We start from the raw sequence: 19,074 nt of genomic DNA, 5'->3' as shown, positions 1-19,074 counted from the left end.
AGGCACGTGACCGTTTGCCGCGCCACATCGGCACAAAAAAAACGACGGCACCGTTGCCGGTGCCGTCGTTACCACTACCTTGGAGAGAGAGTCAGGACGTGGGTTCGGGGGGCGTGCGCCGGGTCAGTGGACCCCGCGCACCGCCAACGTGAGGGCCAGGATGCTGAGGATCACCGCGATGGTGCCGTCGAGCACGCGCCAGGTACTGGGCTTGGTGAACAGCGGTGCCAGCAGGCGTGCGCCCAGGCCCTGCGCGGTCAGCCACAGGCAGCTGGCGGTGACCACACCAGCGGCGAAAGCCATGCGGGCGTTGCCGAAGTTCTCGGCGATCGAGCCGATCACCATCATGTCCAGCCAGAAGTGCGGGTTGATCAGCGAGAAACCGACCGCAGCCATCAGCACCGCGCGGCGGCTGCCGTCGTCGCTGTCAGCCTCGCCCATGCCGCCGCCACCGGCGATCGCACGACGTGCCGACTTCATCGCATACCAGGCCAGGAACGCCACGCCCGTCCACAGCACGGCGGTGGTCAGCCACGGCAGTGCCGAGGTGAGCGTGCGCAGGCCGGCCACGCTGGCGAAGATGAAGATCGCATCGATGGCCGCACAGGTGGCAACCACCGGCACGATGTGCTTGCGCAGGATGCCCTGGCGCAGGATGAAGGCGCTCTGGGCGCCGACCACGGCGAACAGGCCGATGCCGGTAGCTGCACCAGAGAACCAGGCACCGAGGCCGGTGCTGGCGGAGATGACCGAGAACATGGGATTCACTGCCTTTGCTTGCTTGGGGGACGGTGCCTCGCGAAGGCGGACAGCACCGGAACGGGCGCCATTGTCGCGCCGCAACATGGAAAAGACGAGCTAAACTTCCTAAACCAACATTAGCGGAACTTAATTCCATGCGTATCGATCATGCCCAGCTGCGTGCCCTGGCCGCAGTGATCCGCGAAGGCAGCTTCGACCGCGCCGCGCAGTCGCTCAATGTCACGCCGTCGGCCATCTCGCAGCGGGTCAAGGCGCTGGAGGACCGGATCGGCCGGCTGCTGGTCAAGCGTGGCACCCCGGCCACCGCCACCGCCGAAGGCCAGTTGCTGGTGCAGCTGGCCGAGCAGACCGCCCTGCTCGAACACGATGCGTTGCACCGGATGGGTCTGGCCGACGAGGATCTGCCACAGGCCAGCATCCCGGTAGCGGTGAACCACGACAGCCTGGAAACCTGGTTCCCGCAGGCCGCCTCGCAGTTCGCACAGAGCACCGGCACCACCCTGGACCTGCGCGTGGAGGACCAGGACCACACCGTGGAGCTGCTGCGCCAGGGCACGGTGCTGGGCGCGGTGACCACGCTGGACGAGCCGGTGCAGGGCTGCCAGATCCATGCGCTGGGCAGCATCCGCTACGCGGCGACCTGCACGCCGGAGTTCCGCGAGCGTCATTTCGCCAAGGGTGTGACCGCGCAGGCGCTGGCGCAGGCGCCGGTGCTGGTGTTCAACCGCAAGGACGACATGCAGTCGCGCTTCGCCCGGCGCATGGCGGGCGACGACCTGCCCAGCACTGCACCGACCTGGTGGATTCCCTCCACCCGCGCCTTCGTGCAGGCCAACCTGGGCGGCATGGGCTGGACCATGAACCCCTTGCCGCTGGTCAAGCGGCACCTGGACGCCGGCCGGCTGGTCTACGTACGCCAGCGCGCGTGGGAAGACGTGCCGCTGTACTGGCAGCACTGGAAGGGCGACGTGCAGACCATGGCGCTGCTGACCCGCGCGGTGCTGGATGCATCCTCGGCACTGATCCGGCGCAAGCGCTGAAAAGGGGACGGGGATCAAGGCGTTCAAGGCCAAACGACATACGGGGCAAAGACGACTTAATCCCCTCCGTCCCCTTTTCTGCTCCATCGGATCTCCATCGAGCCTACACACCAGGTCCATGCGCGATGCGGATACTGGCGGGCCGACCATTACAAGGATGTCCGGCATGCCCGTGTACCTGCGCGGGCGCACCCGCGAGAACGCCTTCAGTGCCGAGCAGCTGGCACAGCTGGGCATCACCGGGGACAGCTGGGCGGCCGGCATCGCCCAGGGCGATTCGATTGGCCGCGTCGCCTGGGAGGGCGAGCGCATGGCCGGCTACTGCTTTGCCGACCGCGACAGCGGCGAGGTGCTGGTACTGGCCCTGCTTCCAGAGTACGAAGGCCGCGGCATCGGCCGCCAACTGCTGCAGGAAGTGGTGAGCCTGACCCGCGATGCTGGCCATACCCGCCTGTTCCTGGCCTGTTCGGCCGACCCGCGTTCGCGCTCGCATGGCTTCTACCGGCGCCTGGGCTGGCGCCCGACCGGCGAGATTGATGAGGCCGGCGATGAGATTCTTGAGCTCGTCTGATTGAAGGCGTCGCCGCCAGGCATGGCTTGGCGCTACCACGGATGCGATCGCCAGAGCGGCCCCGCCCGCCTTGGTGACGGGACCGCGAAACATCGGATGCTGCGTTGCATCAAAAAGGACCGGAACCGGTTAGAATCGCGCCAGGATGTTGCAAGGCGTTGTTTCTTCACGCCCTTTCCCTGCCCCACGCGCATCCTGACCCCTTCCCCTCCGCCAACGATCCCGCCCCCATGAAGAAATTTGGCAAGGCTCTTCTCGCCCTGCTCGTGCTGCTGTTGCTGGCCGCCGCGCTGTTCCTGTACTGGCCGCTGACCCAGCGCTCGGTGCCCGCCGCCAGCAACGACAAGCCCGTCGATGTTGTGCTGGTCGGCGCCGGCATCATGAGCATCACCCTGGCCACCTACCTGCAGGAACTGCAGCCGGACTGGAACATCCAGGTCTACGAACGCCTCGACGGCGTCGCCGGTGAAAGCTCCGACGGCTGGAACAACGCCGGCACCGGTCACTCGGCCTTCGCCGAACTGAACTACACCCCGGAGCTGCCCGACGGCAGCATCGAGACCAAGCGCGCGGTCGGCATCGCCGAATCGTTCGAGGTCTCGCGCCAGTTCTGGTCGCACCAGGTGAAGGAAGGCCGGCTGAGCCAGCCCAGCGACTTCATCAACCCGACCCCGCACATGAGCTTCGTCTGGGGCGATGACAACATTGCCTACCTGCACAAGCGCCAGCAGGCCCTGGTGAAGAATCCGCTGTTCTATGGCATGCAGTACTCCGAGGATCCGGCACAGATCAAGCAGTGGGCACCGCTGCTGATGGAAGGCCGTGACCCGAAGCAGAAGGTGGCCGCGACCTGGATGCCGCTGGGCACCGACGTCAACTTCGGTGTGATCACCCGCCAGCTGACCACCGGCCTGCAGCGCAGCCCGAACTTCAGCCTGCACCTCAACCATGAAGTGAGCGCGCTGCGACAGAACGCCGACAAGAGCTGGAACGTGACGGTGAAGGACCTCAAGGCCGGTACCGAGTCCACCACCCACGCCCGCTTCGTGTTCATCGGTGCCGGTGGCGCCGCACTGAAGCTGCTGCAGATGTCGGGCATTCCGGAATCGAAGGACTACGCCGGCTTCCCGGTCGGTGGCCAGTTCCTCGCCTTCCAGGGCCAGGACGTGACCTCCCGCCATGGCGTGAAGGCCTACGGCATGGCCGAGACCGGTTCGCCGCCGATGTCGGTGCCGCACCTGGATGCACGCAAGCTGGACGGCAAGCCGGTGGTCCTGTTCGGGCCGTTCGCGCTGTACAGCACCAAGTTCCTCAAGCACGGCTCGTGGTGGGACCTGTATTCCTCGGTCAACCACAACAACGTCGGCCCGATGCTGGAAGTGGGCAAGGACAACCTGGACCTGGTGCAGTACCTGATGGGCCAGGCGCGCCTGAACGATGCCGACCGCCAGGCCGAACTGGTCAAGTACTTCCCCAACGCCAAGCCGGGTGACTGGAAGCTGGTCACCGCCGGCCAGCGCGTGCAGATCATCAAGCGCGATCCGCTGAAGGGCCCGGTGCTGCAGTTCGGTACCGAGATCGTGACCGACAAGGACCACACCCTCGCCGCCCTGCTCGGCGCCTCGCCGGGCGCGTCGACCTCGCCGCCGATCATGCTGGACCTGATGGCCAAGGCCTTCCCGGACCAGATGAAGGCCGGCTGGGAAACCCGCCTGCGCGAGATCGTGCCGTCGTACGGGCGCAAGCTCAACGACAGCGCCGCGCTGGTCAATGAGATCCGTACGCTGACCAGCCAGACCCTGCATCTGCCGTATCTGGAGGTGCCGGTGGATGCGAACGCGGCATCGCCCGCTCCGGTTGCAGTGCCGGCAGCGGCCAAGGAAAAGCGCAACGCCAATGAGGAACTGCAGGCGCTGTAAGCCCGCAGTTTGCTTTTGCTGCAGACGGACGGCCACCTTCGGGTGGCCGTTTGCGTTTGGGCGGGCCATCGCCTGTAGAGCCGAGCCCATGCTCGGCTCCGGCAAAAAGCAGCCGAGCATGGCTCGGCTCTACGGAAAGCGATGCCCCGTGCCGGGAACCCTGCGCACAATGACGCGAATTGTAATGTTGTTAAGAATTATTTACATTTGCGTCCTGCGCAGTGACCGCGCCTTTCCAGATGGACCTGACCGTGCCCGAAGCCGCCGCCCCGGGTGCTGGACGACTGTTGCCGCCCTTCCCCGCTTCCGAGCCTCGAGCCCACCATGCCCCTGACCTTCCGTAACCGCCTGCCCCGCCGCGCGCTGCTGCCGGCTGCCCTGCTTTCGTCGTTGACCCTGCTGGCCGCGCCCAGCGCGTTCGCCGCCACCGATGGCGCTGCCGACGCCAAGACCCTGGACCGGGTGAGCGTGCGTGCCGAGCAGTCCGCTCCGCCCTCCAGCTCCACCCGCCTGCCGATCACCCTGCAGGAAACCCCGCAGTCGGCCACTGCGATCAGCCTGCAGCGCCTGCAGGACGAGTCGCTGTTCAGCATCAACGATGTGATGCGCAACGTCACCGGCGTCAGCGTGTCCTTCTATGACACCCAGCGCCCGCTGTACTACGCGCGCGGCTTTGCCATCACCGACTTCCAGGTTGATGGCATCCCCACCTACAGCGGCTCCACCAACCAGGAATACGACACTGCCTTCTACGACCGTATCGAAGTGATCCGCGGCGCCAACGGCCTGCTCAGCGGCGCCGGCGTGCCCTCGGCCACGGTCAACCTGCTGCGCAAGCGCCCGGGCAAGGAGTTCGACGCGTCGTTCGCGGTCAGCGCCGGCAGCTGGGACTACCGTCGCATGGAGGCGGATGTGACCGCGCCGCTGACCGCCGACGGCCGCTTCCGCAGCCGCGTGGTCGCCGCCTACACCGATCGTGGCCTGTATTACGACCGTTACGACGAGAACAAGATGGCCGGCATGGCAGTGCTGGAAGGCGACATCACCGACAGCACCACGATCACCCTGGGTTACCAGAGCCAGGACAACAACCCCACCGGTTCAACCTGGGGCACCGTGCCGTTCTTCGACAGCCAGGGCAATTTCGCGCACCTGCCGCGCTCGACCAACCTGTCGCCGAAGTGGAGCTATTGGAAGCGCGAGAGCAATACCGCCTTCGCCAACCTGGAACAGCGTTTCGGCGACAACTGGCTGTTGAAGATCAACACCGCCTACACCCGCGGCAACGTGCAGAACGTGCGCCTATATGGCACCGGCAACCCGGACCCGGTGACCGGCTCGGGCATCTACCTGCGCGCGGCCGCCGGTGATTCGAAGGACACCCGCCGCAATGTCGATGCCTACCTGACCGGCAGCTTCCCGCTGTTCGGCCGCGACCACGACCTCACCGTCGGCGCGCAGTGGTCGGACCTGGAAGGCACCACCAACACCCTGGCGCTGAACTTCCCGAACGACTGGGCGCGCTGCGGCGGCGAGCGCTGCTACTACATTCCCAACGTGTACAACTGGAATGGCGACATCTCCGAGGTGACCTACCGCCGCACCGGCGCGCGCCGCGTGGCCAAGACCACGCAGAGTGGCGTCTATCTGGCCACCCGCCTGCGCCTGGCCGATCCGCTGTCGCTGATTGCCGGCGCACGCCTGAGCCGCTGGGAAACCCTCAGCCGCTCGTACAACGCCGCAGGCGCCTACACCGGCACCAGCGGTGCGTACAAAGTGAGCGATGAAGTCACCCCCTACGTGGGCCTGGTCTACGACATCACCCCGAACGTGTCGGCCTATGCCAGCTACACCGAGATCTTCAACCCGCAGAACTTCAAGGACCGCAACGAGAACCTGCTGGCACCAGTACAGGGCTCGAACCTGGAAGCGGGCATCAAGACCCAGTGGCTGGACGGCCGCCTGACCGCCAATGCTGCCGTGTTCGAGGCCAAGCAGGACAACTACGCCGTGCGTGACATGGGCGTGCCGGAAGGTTCGCTGAGCGATGGCACCTCCGCCTACATCGGCGTCAACGGCACCAAGGCGCGCGGCTGGGAGATGGACGTCAACGGCGAGATCCTGCCGGGCTGGACGGTCAATGCCGGCTACACCCACGTCAAGGTCACCCGTGCCGCCACCGACCTGCTGTACGCCAACCCGCCGAAGGATCTGCTGCAGCTCAACACCCAGCTGCAGCTGCGCGGTGCGCTGGAACGCCTGAGCGTTGGCGGTGGCGTGCAGTGGCAGAGCAAGGTGCAGGGCTACAACATCGCCTACCCGCTGGGCGGCACGGTGACGGTGAACCAGCCGGCGTATTCGCTGGTGCAGTTCAACGCCAACTACCGCATCAGCGACAGCTGGACCGCAACGCTGAGTGTGCGCAACGCACTGGACAAGACCTACTGGGCCAACCTGGACTACAACAACTTCGGCGAGCCGCGCTTCGTGTCGGCCAGCCTGCGCTGGAAGTTCTGAGCGACTCGCGAACCGGTGGGTGCCGACCGCTGGTCGGCACACCCCCAACCTGAATGGGCCCGCCTCCGCGCGGGCCCTTCCTTTTGCTGCACTGCAGGTTGCATCCTTTTTTGTAATTATGCCGTAATTACATCAACACCCATCGGAAGCCGGTCGATGAACCTGAGCTGGGATACGTTGGAACGCAGCCGCCAGGGGCGCCTGGAACGTGCCGCGCCGTGGGCCCGGGGACGCGAGGTCGCCGCCACCGATGTGGGTGAACTGCTGCATGCACTGCTGGAACCGGGCGACAAGGTCTGCCTGGAAGGCAACAACCAGAAGCAGGCCGATTTCCTCGCCCAAGCCCTGGCCGACCTCGACCCCGCCCGCGTGCATGACCTGCACATGGTGCAGTCGGTGCTGTCCCTGCCGTCGCACCTGGATGTATTCGAGCGTGGTATCGCTTCGAAACTGGACTTCTCGTTCTCCGGCCCGCAGTCGGTACGGTTGGCCAACCTGGTGGCTGAAGGGCGCATCCAGATCGGTGCCATCCACACCTACCTGGAACTGTTCGGCCGCTACTTCATCGACCTGACCCCGCGCGTGGCCCTGGTGGCCGCGCAGGCCGCAGATCGGCACGGCAACCTCTATACCGGCCCGAACACCGAAGACACGCCGGTGATCGTCGAGGCCACCGCCTTCGGTGGCGGCATCGTCATCGCCCAGGTCAACGAGATCGTCGAAACCCTCCCCCGCGTCGACATCCCCGCTGACTGGGTCAACTTCGTGGTGCAGGCGCCGAAGCCGAACCACATCGAACCGCTGTTCACCCGCGACCCGGCGCAGATCTCCGAGATCCAGGTGCTGATGGCGATGATGGCCATCAAGGGCATCTACGCCGAGTACGGCGTCAACCGCCTCAACCATGGCATCGGCTTCGACACTGCGGCCATCGAGCTGCTGCTGCCGACCTACGCCGAATCGCTGGGGCTGAAGGGCAAGATCTGCCAGCACTGGGCGTTGAACCCCCACCCGGCACTGATTCCGGCGATCGAATCGGGCTTCGTCAAATCGGTGCATTCGTTCGGGTCGGAACTGGGCATGGAGAAGTACATCGCCGCGCGAGGCGATGTGTTCTTCACCGGTGCCGATGGCTCGATGCGTTCCAACCGCGCGTTCTCGCAGACCGCCGGCCTGTATGCCTGCGACATGTTCATCGGTTCCACACTGCAGATCGACCTGCAGGGCAACAGCTCCACCGCCACCCGCGACCGCATCGCCGGCTTCGGTGGCGCACCGAACATGGGTTCCGATGCACGTGGCCGGCGCCATGCCAGCGAGGCCTGGATCAAGGCCGGCCAGCAGGCCGCACGCCCGGGTGAGATGCCGCGCGGGCGCAAGCTGGTGGTGCAGATGGTGGAAACCTTCCGCGAACACATGGCGCCGGCCTTCGTCGACCGCCTCGATGCCTGGGAACTGGCCGAGCGCGCACAGATGCCGCTGCCGCCGGTGATGATCTATGGCGACGACGTCAGCCATGTGCTGACCGAAGAAGGCATCGCCAACCTGCTTTTGTGCCGCACCCCTGAGGAGCGCGAACAGGCGATCCGCGGCGTGGCCGGTTATACCGCCGTGGGCCTGGGCCGCGACCGCGCGATGGTGGAAAACCTGCGCGACCGCGGCGTGATCCGCCGTCCCGATGACCTTGGCATCTCCGTGCGCGATGCCAGCCGTGACCTGCTGGCGGCGCGTTCGGTGAAGGACCTGGTGCGCTGGTCCGGCGGCCTGTACGACCCGCCAAAGCGCTTCCGCAACTGGTAAGGGGCTGAGCATGGAAACCCTCGACTATCGATTCGAAGGCCACACTGCGGTGCAGTTTCCGCGCGACGCGGTGCTGGTCGGCGTGCTGGCCTCGGGCAACCTGGAAATCCTGCTGGAACCCGCTGCGCTGGATGGCGCGATGACGGTGCGCATCATCACCGCCGCGAAGGGCTTCGGCAGCGTGTGGCAAGCGGTGATCAACGACTTCGCACAGCGTCATCCGCTGAGCGATGTACGCATCTCGATCAACGATGCCGGTGCCACCCCGGCGGTGGTCAGCCTGCGCCTGGACCAGGCCGTGGAAACCCTGCTTGCTGGAGAAGAACGATGAACCGGACGCAGCGCCACAGCTACTACGAGGCCGATGCGCGCGAGCGTATCGCCGGCCTGGTCGATGCCGGCTCGTTCCGTGAATTCCTCGGCCCGGCGCGGCGGATGATGAGCCCGCACCTGGCACAGCTCGACCAGCCCGCGGCGTTCGACGACGGCATTGTTGTTGGCGAAGCCACACTGCGCGGCCGACGCGTGCTGCTGGCGGCACAGCAGGGTGAATTCATGGGCGGCGGCGTGGGCGAGGTGCACGGCGCCAAGCTGACCGGGCTGCTGCGTCGTGCGGCGGAAACCCGCCCTGACGGCGTGCTGCTCCTGCTCGATACCGGCGGTGTGCGGCTGCACGAAGCCAATGCTGGACTCATCGCCATTTCCGAGATCATGCGCGCCACTCTGGACGCGCGTGCAGCGGGCGTGCCGGTGATCGCGCTGATCGGCAGCGGCAACGGCGCATTCGGTGGCATGGGCATCGTTGCTCGTTGCTGCAGCATGGTGATCATGTCCGAGGAAGGCCGGCTGTCGCTGTCCGGGCCAGAGGTGATCGAAACCGTGCGTGGCGTGGAAGAGTTCGATTCCCGCGACCGCGCACTGGTCTGGCGCGTAACGGGAGGCAAGCACCGCTACCTGATCGACCAGGCGCAGGTGCTGGTGCCCGATGTCATCGAGGCGTTCGCGCAAGCGGCATTCAATGCGCTGCAGCCTGATACCAGCAGTACCGATGCGGATACTGCACTGGCCGCGCTGCAGGAACGCCATCTGGCATTGAAGGCGCGCGTGCAGGCCTGGAGCGATTGCCGCGATGGCCTGGAGATCTGGGCGCGGCTGGGCATTGCCCACCCCGAACGCCTGCCACTGCTCGACACCGATGAATTCCTCATCGCCACCGCCGACCGGAGCCTGCCATGAGCATGCCGTTGCAGACACTGCTCGATGCCCTGTTTCCGCATGGGCATGCCGTTGCGGTGAACGATTCGGTGCTGACCGGCAGCGCCACCACCGACGACGGCGACGTGACCGTGATCGGCACCGCCGACAAGCTCGAGGTGGGCGTGGACCACGCACTGGTACTGGCCGAAACGGTGCTGGCCAGCACCGCCGCGCATCCGCAGCAAGCGATCGTGATGCTGGTTGACACCGCCGGCCAGCGCCTGGCTCGCCGCGACGAACTGCTCGGCATCAACGGCTGTTTCGCGCACCTGGCGCAGACGCTGGATCTCGCGCGTCGACGTGGCGCGCGACTGGTCACGCTGGTCTACGGTGAATCCGTCAGTGGCGGCTTCCTCTCGTTCGGGCTGATGGCCGACCACATCCACGCCCTGCCGGATGCGCAGGTGCGGGTGATGGACCTGCGCGCGATGGCCCGGGTGACCAAGCAGCCGCTGGATAAACTGCAGGCGCTGAGCCAGACCTCACCGGTGTTCGCACCGGGCGTGGAGAACTACGTGGCGATGGGTGCGGTGGAATCGCTGTGGGAGGGCGATCTTGCCCAGCACCTTCTGCAGGCCCTGCGCACGCCCGCCGATGGCGACCGCCGCGCCGTGCGCGGAGCCGAACGTGGCGGGCGCATGCTGGCCGCACGCGTGGCTGAAGCGGTGAGTCAGGGCGATGCCTGAGCGGCTGCCCCGCCATACGCTGGTCTGGCTGTCAGCGCACGCCGGCTGGCAGGCGGACATCGCCGCGCATGAGTCGCGCCTGGCCGACTGGTTTGCGCAGGGCCGCCCGGCCATCGTCGCGCGGCGTGCCGCCGACGATCCCGATCCACGCCTGCGTCTCGGCGTGCCCCTGCCGCCCGCCGAGGGCAAACTGCGCCTAGGCCTGCGCGTGCCAGCACACGATGTGCTGCGCACCACGCCGCCGCCGGCACTTCAGACGGTGCTGAAAGGCGACGTTCCCCAGGACTGGCGGTGGCCCCTTGAAGTGCTGCAGAACATCGCTGAGGCGCGCGTATTTGGTGCCTTCGCATGGCAGCACCTTACTGGCCTGCGCTATGTGCACGCGCGCTCGGACGTCGATCTGCTGTGGCCGATCGACACCACCGCGCAGGCCGATGCCCTGGCTGCACGGCTACAGGCATGGGAAGCCGGACACAACCGGCGGGTCGATGGCGAGCTGTGCCTGGGCCACGACGCCGCCGTGAACTGGCGGGAGTACGCCGGACGCAGCCGCGAGGTACTGGTCAAGCGCCTCGATGGTGCCGCACTGGAACTACGCGATGCGTTGTTCGCCTCCGCCGGGGTGAGCGCATGAACGCCGTCGTGCAATCGGTAGTCAGGCCGGCAGCTGCCGTGGACAGCGCGCGTCTGGGGCGCCTCGCCGTCGCCAGCCTGCATGCGGAGCTGGCGCTGGCACCCAAGCCCGGACTGGTCACACCATTCGACAGCGGCAGCCATCACGACATGGACGCCGGCACGTTCCTGCGCAGCCTGTTCGCGCTGCGCCACTATTTCACCGCCGTGGCCTACCTCGGTGCAACCGGGGCGGACTTCGACGCCTTGCGCCGGTGTGGCATCGCCGCCGAAATCGCGATGCTGCGCGCGACCGCCGGCGTCAATACCCATCGTGGCGCGGTCTTCAGTCTCGGCCTGCTGGTGGCGGCCGCCGCGGCTTGTCGCTCCCGCCTGGGCCATGCCGCCACGGGTGAGCAGGTCTGCCAGGACGTGTGCCGCTGGTCTGTCGAGCTCGCCGACGCACCCCTGGATGCGAACAGCCCTGGCCAGCGCGCGCGTGCACGGCACGGCGTGCAGGGTGTGCGCGAACAAGCGGCCGCCGGCTATCCGCTGCTGCGCGGCGTGGCACTGCCTACCCTGCGTCACGCACTGGCCAGCGGCCTGCCACGCGAGGCCGCGATGTGCCAGACGCTGATGCAGCTGATCGCGTGCGTGGATGACCTCAACCTGCTGCACCGTGGCGGCGCCGACGGCCTGCGCTGGGCCCAGCGCCAGGCCCGCACCTTCCTGGAAGCGGGCGGCACCTTCGCGCCGGACTGGCGGACACATCTGCGTCGCATCGGTGAGGGCTTCGTCGCGCGCCGGCTGAGCCCGGGCGGCAGCGCAGACCTGTTGGCCTGCAGCGGGTTCCTGCTGCAGCAGGAGCGTGCATGAGCCTGGCCCTGCTCTGCCCCGGCCAAGGCGCGCAGCACGCAGCGATGTTCGACCGCGTGCGCGATCTTCCGGCCGCACGCCACACCCTTGATGCGGCCAGCACGGTGCTCGGCCGCGATGTGTTTTCCGCAGCTGCGGCCGACGACCGTTTCGACAATGCGCAGGCGCAACCGCTGCTGTGCGCGGCCAGCCTGGCGCAGTGGCACGGGCTGCGCGACAGCGTGCCAACGCCGACGCTGATCGCGGGCTACAGCATCGGCGAGTTGGCCGCGCATGCCATCGCCGGCAGCTTCGATGCGACCACCTGCCTTGCCCTGGCGGCGCAGCGCGCGCAGTTGATGGACGGCGCCAGCCCCGCCGATGCAGGCCTGCAGGCCGTGCTTGGCCTGGAACGCCATGTACTGCAGCCGCTGTGCGATCTGCACGGTGCGCACGTGGCCATCGCCAACGGGCAGGACCATTTCATCGTGGGCGGCACGCACGCCTCGTTGCTGCGGCTGGCCGATGCAGCGCAGGCGCAGGGTGCGGACATCCGTCCGCTGCCGGTGCACGTGCCTGCACACACACCGTTGCTGGCGGCGGCGGTAGCACCGTTTGCTGCCGCACTCGATGCCTCGCCACTGCAGGCCCCACGCCTGCCGCTGCTGGCCGGCATCGATGCGCGACCGGTGCGGGATCGCGCAATGGCGGTCCACACGCTGTCGGCGCACCTGGCACAGACCATCGAATGGGCGCAGGTGATGCGCCAGGCCTTCGAGCGCGGCGCGCGGGTTTTCCTGCAGCTGGGCCCGGGCAACGCGCTGGCGCGCATGGTCGCACCGGCCTATCCGTGCTGCGAAGTGCGCGCGGTGGAAGAATTCCAGAGCCTTGAAGGCGCCGCGGCGTGGGTCCGCAGTGCGCTGGAGCGGCTGCGGTAACGGGTTCGAGCAGTACGTATCACGCACCACGCAGTACGTCGCCTTACCCCGGGATGGCGGGTCTCCATCCGCGCTGTACGTGAGTCACGTGTCTGGGAGGGCGCATGAGTCCACAAATCGCAACGATCATCGGTCTGGTGATCATGTTCATCGTCGCCACGGCGATGCCGATCAACATGGGCGCGGTCGCCTTCGCGCTGGCCTTCATCATCGGCGGGCTGTGGGTCGACATGGGCGGCAAGGAGGTCCTGGCCGGGTTCCCCGGCGATCTGTTCCTGACCCTGGTCGGCATCACCTACCTGTTCGCCATCGCGCAGAAGAACGGCACCATCGACCTGCTGGTGCACTGGGCAGTAAAAGCCGTGCGCGGCCATATCGTGGCCATCCCGTGGGTAATGTTCGTGATCACCGCGGTGCTGACCGCCTTCGGCGCGCTCGGCCCGGCAGCGGTGGCCATCATCGGCCCGGTCGCGCTGCGCTTTGCCAAGCAGTACAGCATCAACCCGCTGATGATGGGCCTGCTGGTCATCCATGGTGCGCAGGCCGGCGGCTTCTCGCCCATCAGCGTGTACGGCAGCATCACCAACGGCGTGGTGCAGAAGGCCGGGCTGGAAGTGACCGAGATGGCAGTGTTCCTGACCAGCCTGGGCTTCAACTTCATGATGGCGACGATCTGCTTCTTCGCCTTCGGTGGCATCGCCCTGCTGCGTCGCGGCTCGATCAACGCAGCAGGAACGATCGGCAATGCCGAACTGGCAATGGCCGGTGGCCCGCAGGCGTCGTCACGCCAGTTCGCGATCGAAGGCCATGGCGCGCTGGTCGCAGCAGGCGGCGGCACGCTCAGCAATGATCCGGCGGCACTGGATGCGGTGGGCCTGACCCGCGAGCGCCTGTTCACCCTGATCGGCCTGCTCGGCCTGGGCGTGGCCGCGCTGATCTACAACCTCAATGTCGGTCTGGTCTCGATCACCGTGGCGGTGGCGCTGGCGCTGCTGTCGCCACAAAGCCAGAAGGGTGCGGTCGATGGCATCAGCTGGTCCACCGTGCTGCTGATCTGCGGTGTGGTGACCTACATCGGCGTGCTGGAACATGCCGGCGCGGTGGACTTCATCGGCAATGGTGTGTCCGACATCGGCATCCCGCTGCTGGGTGCACTGCTGGTCTGCTACGTGGGTGGCATCGTCTCTGCATTCGCCTCGTCGGCCGCAGTGCTGGGCGCCACGATTCCACTGGCCGTGCCGTTCCTGATGCAGGGGCACCTCAGTGCGGCCGGCGTGATCTGTGCGCTGGCGGTGTCATCCACCATCGTCGATGTCAGCCCGTTCTCAACCAATGGCGCGCTGGTGGTGGCTTCGGCCGCGAAGGAAGAGCGCGAAACCCTGTTCCGCCGCTTCCTGGTCTACAGCGGCCTGGTGGTGGCCCTGGGGCCGTTGTTGGCCTGGCTGGTGTTCGTGGTGCCGGGCTGGATGTAACCGCCGAACGGTCGTGCCGGCCACTGGTCGGCACGACCTGGCGTTACACTCTGCGCATGGCTATTGCCCCTGCCCCGCGGTCACCGAAGAAGCGCGCGCCTCTGTATGAAGAGGTTGCCGAACACGTGCGCGAACGCATCTACGATTACCGCCTGCCGCCGGGTGAGTGGATCGACGAGCCCGCGCTGTGCGAAGAACTGGGCATCAGCCGCACACCGCTACGCGAAGCGCTGAAGCTGCTGGCCGCCGAAGGCCTGGTGCAGATCGATGCCGGCCGTGGCTGCCGGGTCACCCGGTTGACGCTGGAAGACCTCAACCAGCTGTTTCCGGTGATGGCGATGCTGGAAGGCCGCTGCGCGCACGAGGCGGTGAAGCACATCGACGATGCCGGTGTGCAGCAGCTGGAAGACCTGCATGCAGCAATGGAGACGGCAGCGGCCGAAGGCAACATCGCCGAGTACTACCGCAACAACTACCTCATTCACGAAACCGTGCAGCATTACGCCGGCAACCCGTGGCTGATCCGCATCACCCACGATCTGCATCGCATCCTGAAGATGCACCGTGGCCGCCAGCTGCTGACACCGGGCCGCACCGCGCAGTCGCTGGCCGAACACCGCGAGTTGATGGAGTGCTTCCGACGCCGCGACGCGCAGGCTGCCGAACGCACCATGGAACGCCACCTGCTGAGCCAGGGCCAGGCTCTGGCCGCCTATGTGGCAGCAGGCGGGCTGTTGAACGTGCCGGCGCCCTTGCCGACCGAAGGCGGCGGTTGAGCGGATGAGGTTGCCGGCCAGCGGCCGGCACTACCAGGACATGACCTTGGCCGGCATCCCGGAACATCTCGTCAATCGCCACCGCCGCAGCTGCCGCCGTCACCCCCACCACCATCACTGCTGCAGTCGGAGCTGCTGTGGTTGTGCTGGCTGTAGTTGTCGCCGGAATACCCGCCCGAGTAATCGTAGGCGCCGCCGAGACCGTTGTCCTCCCGGCTGCCCGAGCCATCGGCCGTGGCCACCGCCAGGCACAGGATGGCGCCGACCAGCGGCAGCAGCCAGATCAGCAGCAACTGCACCGCCCGGCCGCCCGCCGACAGGCCATCCCGCCTGACGATCACCACGGTAGCCACCACGTTCAGGCCCAGCACCAGCAGGACCAACAGAAGGGCAACGATCAGCATTCGGCGACTCCGTGCCTGGACTGGGGGCATTATGGCCTGCCACCCCGGCAATGGCCCTGCCTGTCATGAAGATGGGACAATGTAGGGCGCGCCGGCCTGCCTCCGGGCCGCCGGCGCCCCCCGCACCACACGGAAGAAGAAGAACAACAACATGCTGAAAGTCATTTTCGATACCGACCCGGGCGTCGACGACGCCCTGGCCCTGCTGTACCTGCACAAGCACGCCCAGATCGACCTGATCGGCGTCACCACCACCTTCGGCAACGCCTCGGTGGAGTCGACCACGCACAATGCGCTGTACCTGAAACAGGCCTGGGGCTTTGCCGCCCCGGTCGCGCGCGGCGCCGCGGGCCCGCTGCAGCCGGAAGCCACCCCGGAAGCCTGGCCGGTGCACATCCATGGCCACAACGGCCTGGGCAACCACGCGGTGCCGGTTGCGCTGGACGTGGCCGCCGATGCGCGCCCGGCCCACCAGCTGATCATCGACCTGGTCCGCGCTCACCCGGGCGAAGTGACCCTGGTCGCGGTCGGTCGCATGACCAACCTGGCCCTTGCCCTGCAGCAGGCCCCGGACATTGCCGGCCTGGTGCGCGGCGTGGTGATCATGGGCGGCGCCTTCCACGTCAACGGCAACATCACCCCGGCCGCCGAGGCCAACATCTGGGGCGATGCCGAAGCGGCCGACGTGGTGTTCACCGCCAGCTGGCCGGTCACCGCCATCGGTCTGGACGTCACCACCCGCGTGGAAATGGACCGTGACGGCCTGGACAAACTGGCCGCCATCGGTGGCGCCGATGCCGAACTGGTCCGCGCCTTGTCGCAGGACTACGTGGACTTCTACCTGCAGGCCGGCCACAAGGGCATGGTCGTGCATGACTGCTGCGCCTGCATCGCACTGACCCGTCCCGAACTGTTCCAGTTCGAGCGCGCCAGCGTGCGCGTGGCCACCGACGGCGTCGCCCGCGGCATGACCATTCCGAAGCCGGAAGGCATGGGCTTCGGCCCCAGCGTTTGGGATGGCCACGTACTGCAGTCGATCGCCATCGGCGTGGATGCACCGGCCGTGCTGGCCGACATCGAGCAGACCCTGGCGGTCTGATCGCCTAGCGCTTGCCCCTGCCCGGGGTCGTCTCGGGCAGGGTCCACAGCACCGGCAGCACCAGCACCGCCACCAACGCGATCATCGCGCCCGGCGCCGCCGCCCAGCCGCTGCGTTCCACCCACCATTGCGCCAGCCAGGGTGTTGCACCGCCAAAGAATGCAGTGGCCATGGTCACACCCAGTGCCAACCCGCTTACGCGGCCTTCGCCAGGAAACTGCTCGGCGGTGGCCGGCGCCGCTACCGCGCTCACACCGCCTGCCACGCAGGCCAGCAGTACCGCGGCCAGCGCGATGCCCCATGCCGTTGCCTGCGCCATCCACGCGAACAGCGACAACGGCAACAGCGCTGCCAGCACCGTCAGGCCCAGCAGCATCGGCCGCCGCCCGACGCGGTCGGACAAGGCACCACACAGCGGCGTGATCGCGATGACCGCCACCGCCGCAATCGTCGACAGCCACAGTGCGTCACCCTCGTCATGACCCTGCGCATGCAGGAAGGCCGGCACGTAGGTGATGCCAACGTAGTAGGTGATCGAACCGAGTGCCGAGATTGCGAACGTGCGCGCTACTGCGCCGGGATGGTTGCGCAGCACGTGGCGCAGCGGCGTCGCGGGAATGCTGCCCTCGCGGCGCTGGCGCTCGAATTCAGGCGATTCGTGCATGCCAGAGCGTGCGATGAGGATCACCAGCGCCAGCGCCGCACCGACGAAGAACGGAATGCGCCAGCCCCAGCCATCGAGCTGCGCGGGTGTGACCATCGCCACCGTCACTGCGGAGATCGCCACTGCCAGCAGTGCGCCTACTTCACTTGCCGCCGACGCCAGCGAGGTCACCAGGCCACGCCGCCGCGCCGGCGCGCTTTCCAGCAGGTACGCCACCACCCCGGTGTACTCACCGCCCACCGAAAACGCCATCACGCAGCGCAGTACCAGAAGCAGCACGCCCGCCGTCGTACCTGCCGTGGCCGCTGTCGGCAGCAGGGCAGTGGCCAGCATTGCTGCTGCCATCAACGCCATCGAAGCCAGCAGCATCCAGCGCCGGCCCAGGCGGTCGCCCAGGTGGCCGAAGCACAGCGCGCCCAGCGGGCGCATCAGGTAGGACACCGCGAAGCCGGCCAGGGTGACCAGCATCGCCTCTTTACCGCCGCCGAAGAACACCCGCGACAGCACCGTGGCGAAGTACAGGTAGAGAGTGAAGTCGTACCACTCCACTACAGTGGAAAGGCCAGCCACCCACATCGAGCGCTGCCGCGCCGCGTTCATTGCATGTTCGCCTTCAACAGCCTCGATCCCGGATGTGCAGGTTCGAAGCAGGGTGGCATGGCCGGGGTGAAATACGGGTCATCAGCTATCCGTCGCCTGCATGTACTGGGTTTCATGGCCGGTGAAGCGCTCACCGTCAAAGCCAAAGCAGAACCGCCCTTCCTCGAATACGCGGTAGACCAGCAAGGCGCCATCAAGGCAGAACTGCGGCTGGTCCACGCCCGTTTCCAGTGTCCCGTAGCCGTTAGCCTCTCCTCCCTTCCCCGCCGGCCCGGTGAAGGCATCGATCGGCAATGGCGTGGCGCGTCCGGTGCGGGTGTCGACCAGCACCAGCGTGCGCTGGAAGTATTCGGGACGATCATCGACCTGCACCAGCAGATAGTGCTGGTTGAAATTGGGCGCCTGGTGCTGGAGCGCATCTTCGATGGCAGCCCGGTGCGGCGCATCGCAGAAGTCGACCGGGCTGTAGCGGTAGCTGCAACCGTCGTGGTCGTAGGGCAGGTTCATGCCGGAATAGCTCACGCCTGCCTGGCTGCCCAGATCGTCTCCCGGTTCCGGCGTGCTGCACAGCAGCCACGAGCGCTGCGCATCCTCGGGATCGGCCATCAACTTCGGCTCGCGGCCCGCCTCGTACGCCGCGCCACCCGGGAATTCCTGCCCGAAGCGCTGGCGGACGATGGGACGTGCCTTCTCCAGCGGCAGGCCGATCTTCGCGCCACGGAACGAGACAAAGGTCATCGTCGGCAGGATCACTTCCTCCACCGGCAGCCCCTTCCATTGCCCCTGCACGCAGAAGGTGGCGATCTCATTCTCCTCATCCTCCTTGCAGGGCTTCGACGCGTTCGCGGCCAACCAGGGATGGGCCGGATGCCCGGTCTGCTGATCGATGTACCAGCCGTCCAGCGCGCAGGTCGGCAGGGCATCGAGCAGCGGAGAGAGGTCTGTTGCGGTGGCCGGGGCGGCAAGCGGTGTGCCCGCTACGGGCGCCCTGGTCGGCGCATCCGATGTGCGCTGGCATGCCGCCAGCGCGAGTAGACCGACCAGCATCGCGGCGTGGCGCGCACGCCGGATTGAATGATGCGTTCCCTGCATTGCGTGTTTC

At 67.0% G+C, this 19,074-nt stretch carries 18 protein-coding genes; 14 read left to right on the top strand and 4 right to left on the bottom strand.

From position 1 onward, the window contains the following. Nucleotides 1-123 precede the first annotated feature (123 nt). On the bottom strand, nt 124-759 hold the full coding sequence (locus tag FQS62_RS05815) for a LysE/ArgO family amino acid transporter (RefSeq protein ID WP_005408523.1): 636 nt from the start codon (nt 757-759) through the stop codon (nt 124-126). A 137-nt stretch (nt 760-896) separates the two neighbouring features. Here FQS62_RS05815 and FQS62_RS05810 point away from each other — a divergent pair, with 137 nt between their 5' ends. The 13 genes from FQS62_RS05810 to FQS62_RS05750 all read left to right on the top strand — a co-directional run bounded on the left by FQS62_RS05810 (nt 897) and on the right by FQS62_RS05750 (nt 15,205). Further along, nucleotides 897-1,802: a LysR family transcriptional regulator ArgP gene (locus FQS62_RS05810; RefSeq protein ID WP_049445957.1), complete on the top strand. Its 906-nt coding sequence runs from the start codon at nt 897-899 to the stop codon at nt 1,800-1,802. 157 nt (nt 1,803-1,959) lie between these two features. Then, nucleotides 1,960-2,373, top strand: coding sequence for a GNAT family N-acetyltransferase (locus FQS62_RS05805; RefSeq protein WP_226053654.1), 414 nt, complete (start codon nt 1,960-1,962; stop codon nt 2,371-2,373). Between the two features lie 230 nt (nt 2,374-2,603). Next, entirely contained in the window at nt 2,604-4,292 is a 1,689-nt protein-coding gene (gene mqo, locus FQS62_RS05800) for a malate dehydrogenase (quinone) (protein ID WP_088480557.1), read from the top strand. Between the two features lie 324 nt (nt 4,293-4,616). Then, nucleotides 4,617-6,809 carry a TonB-dependent siderophore receptor gene (locus tag FQS62_RS05795; protein ID WP_049445963.1) on the top strand — a complete coding sequence of 731 codons (2,193 nt, stop codon included), beginning with the start codon at nt 4,617-4,619 and terminating at the stop codon, nt 6,807-6,809. Nucleotides 6,810-6,965: 156 nt separating this feature from the next. Further along, on the top strand, nt 6,966-8,609 hold the full coding sequence (gene mdcA / locus FQS62_RS05790; protein ID WP_088480559.1) for a malonate decarboxylase subunit alpha: 1,644 nt from the start codon (nt 6,966-6,968) through the stop codon (nt 8,607-8,609). A 10-nt stretch (nt 8,610-8,619) separates the two neighbouring features. Next, the gene (gene mdcC, locus FQS62_RS05785) at nt 8,620-8,940 is read left to right on the top strand and encodes a malonate decarboxylase acyl carrier protein (RefSeq protein WP_049445966.1); all 321 of its coding nucleotides are present in this window, start codon (nt 8,620-8,622) and stop codon (nt 8,938-8,940) included. Further along, complete coding sequence (locus FQS62_RS05780; RefSeq protein ID WP_049445969.1) at nt 8,937-9,845, top strand: biotin-independent malonate decarboxylase subunit beta; 909 nt, start codon at nt 8,937-8,939, stop codon at nt 9,843-9,845. Before mdcC ends, FQS62_RS05780 begins: the two co-directional genes overlap by 4 nt. Nucleotides 9,846-9,847: 2 nt before the next feature. After that, on the top strand, nt 9,848-10,552 hold the full coding sequence (gene mdcE / locus FQS62_RS05775; protein WP_088480586.1) for a biotin-independent malonate decarboxylase subunit gamma: 705 nt from the start codon (nt 9,848-9,850) through the stop codon (nt 10,550-10,552). After that, on the top strand, nt 10,545-11,186 hold the full coding sequence (mdcG, locus tag FQS62_RS05770) for a malonate decarboxylase holo-[acyl-carrier-protein] synthase (protein WP_208043833.1): 642 nt from the start codon (nt 10,545-10,547) through the stop codon (nt 11,184-11,186). The genes mdcE and mdcG overlap by 8 nt, the downstream gene beginning before the upstream one ends. Then, complete coding sequence (gene mdcB, locus FQS62_RS05765; protein ID WP_099589061.1) at nt 11,183-12,040, top strand: triphosphoribosyl-dephospho-CoA synthase MdcB; 858 nt, start codon at nt 11,183-11,185, stop codon at nt 12,038-12,040. The genes mdcG and mdcB overlap by 4 nt, the downstream gene beginning before the upstream one ends. Continuing rightward, on the top strand, nt 12,037-12,957 hold the full coding sequence (mdcH, locus tag FQS62_RS05760; protein WP_208043404.1) for a malonate decarboxylase subunit epsilon: 921 nt from the start codon (nt 12,037-12,039) through the stop codon (nt 12,955-12,957). Before mdcB ends, mdcH begins: the two co-directional genes overlap by 4 nt. 104 nt (nt 12,958-13,061) lie before the next feature. Beyond that, a complete protein-coding gene (locus FQS62_RS05755) occupies nt 13,062-14,429 on the top strand; it encodes an SLC13 family permease (protein WP_208043405.1) in 1,368 nt (455 codons plus the stop codon). Between the two features lie 56 nt (nt 14,430-14,485). Continuing rightward, nucleotides 14,486-15,205, top strand: coding sequence for a GntR family transcriptional regulator (locus FQS62_RS05750; protein WP_088480563.1), 720 nt, complete (start codon nt 14,486-14,488; stop codon nt 15,203-15,205). A 71-nt stretch (nt 15,206-15,276) separates the two neighbouring features. On the opposite strand, the gene FQS62_RS05745 is transcribed toward FQS62_RS05750, so the two are convergent. Beyond that, on the bottom strand, nt 15,277-15,609 hold the full coding sequence (locus FQS62_RS05745; protein ID WP_088480564.1) for a hypothetical protein: 333 nt from the start codon (nt 15,607-15,609) through the stop codon (nt 15,277-15,279). A 151-nt stretch (nt 15,610-15,760) separates the two neighbouring features. On the opposite strand from FQS62_RS05745, the gene FQS62_RS05740 reads away from it, so the two are divergent. Next, nucleotides 15,761-16,708: a nucleoside hydrolase gene (locus tag FQS62_RS05740; RefSeq protein WP_049445985.1), complete on the top strand. Its 948-nt coding sequence runs from the start codon at nt 15,761-15,763 to the stop codon at nt 16,706-16,708. Between the two features lie 4 nt (nt 16,709-16,712). Here the strand turns inward: FQS62_RS05740 and FQS62_RS05735 are convergent, their stop codons facing one another. Together FQS62_RS05735 and FQS62_RS05730 are read right to left on the bottom strand one after the other, a co-directional pair. Further along, nucleotides 16,713-17,972 (bottom strand): MFS transporter, encoded by a 1,260-nt coding sequence (locus tag FQS62_RS05735; protein ID WP_208043406.1) that lies wholly within the window; start codon nt 17,970-17,972, stop codon nt 16,713-16,715. A gap of 81 nt (nt 17,973-18,053) precedes the next feature. Continuing rightward, on the bottom strand, nt 18,054-19,064 hold the full coding sequence (locus tag FQS62_RS05730; protein ID WP_208043412.1) for a hypothetical protein: 1,011 nt from the start codon (nt 19,062-19,064) through the stop codon (nt 18,054-18,056). Nucleotides 19,065-19,074 lie beyond the last annotated feature (10 nt).

The sequence above is a fragment of the Stenotrophomonas sp. SBJS02 genome (assembly GCF_020428325.2).
GTDB lineage: Bacteria > Pseudomonadota > Gammaproteobacteria > Xanthomonadales > Xanthomonadaceae > Stenotrophomonas > Stenotrophomonas africana.
The sequence above is the reverse complement of the archived record's forward strand: the minus strand, read 5'-3'. Positions and strand labels throughout refer to the sequence as shown.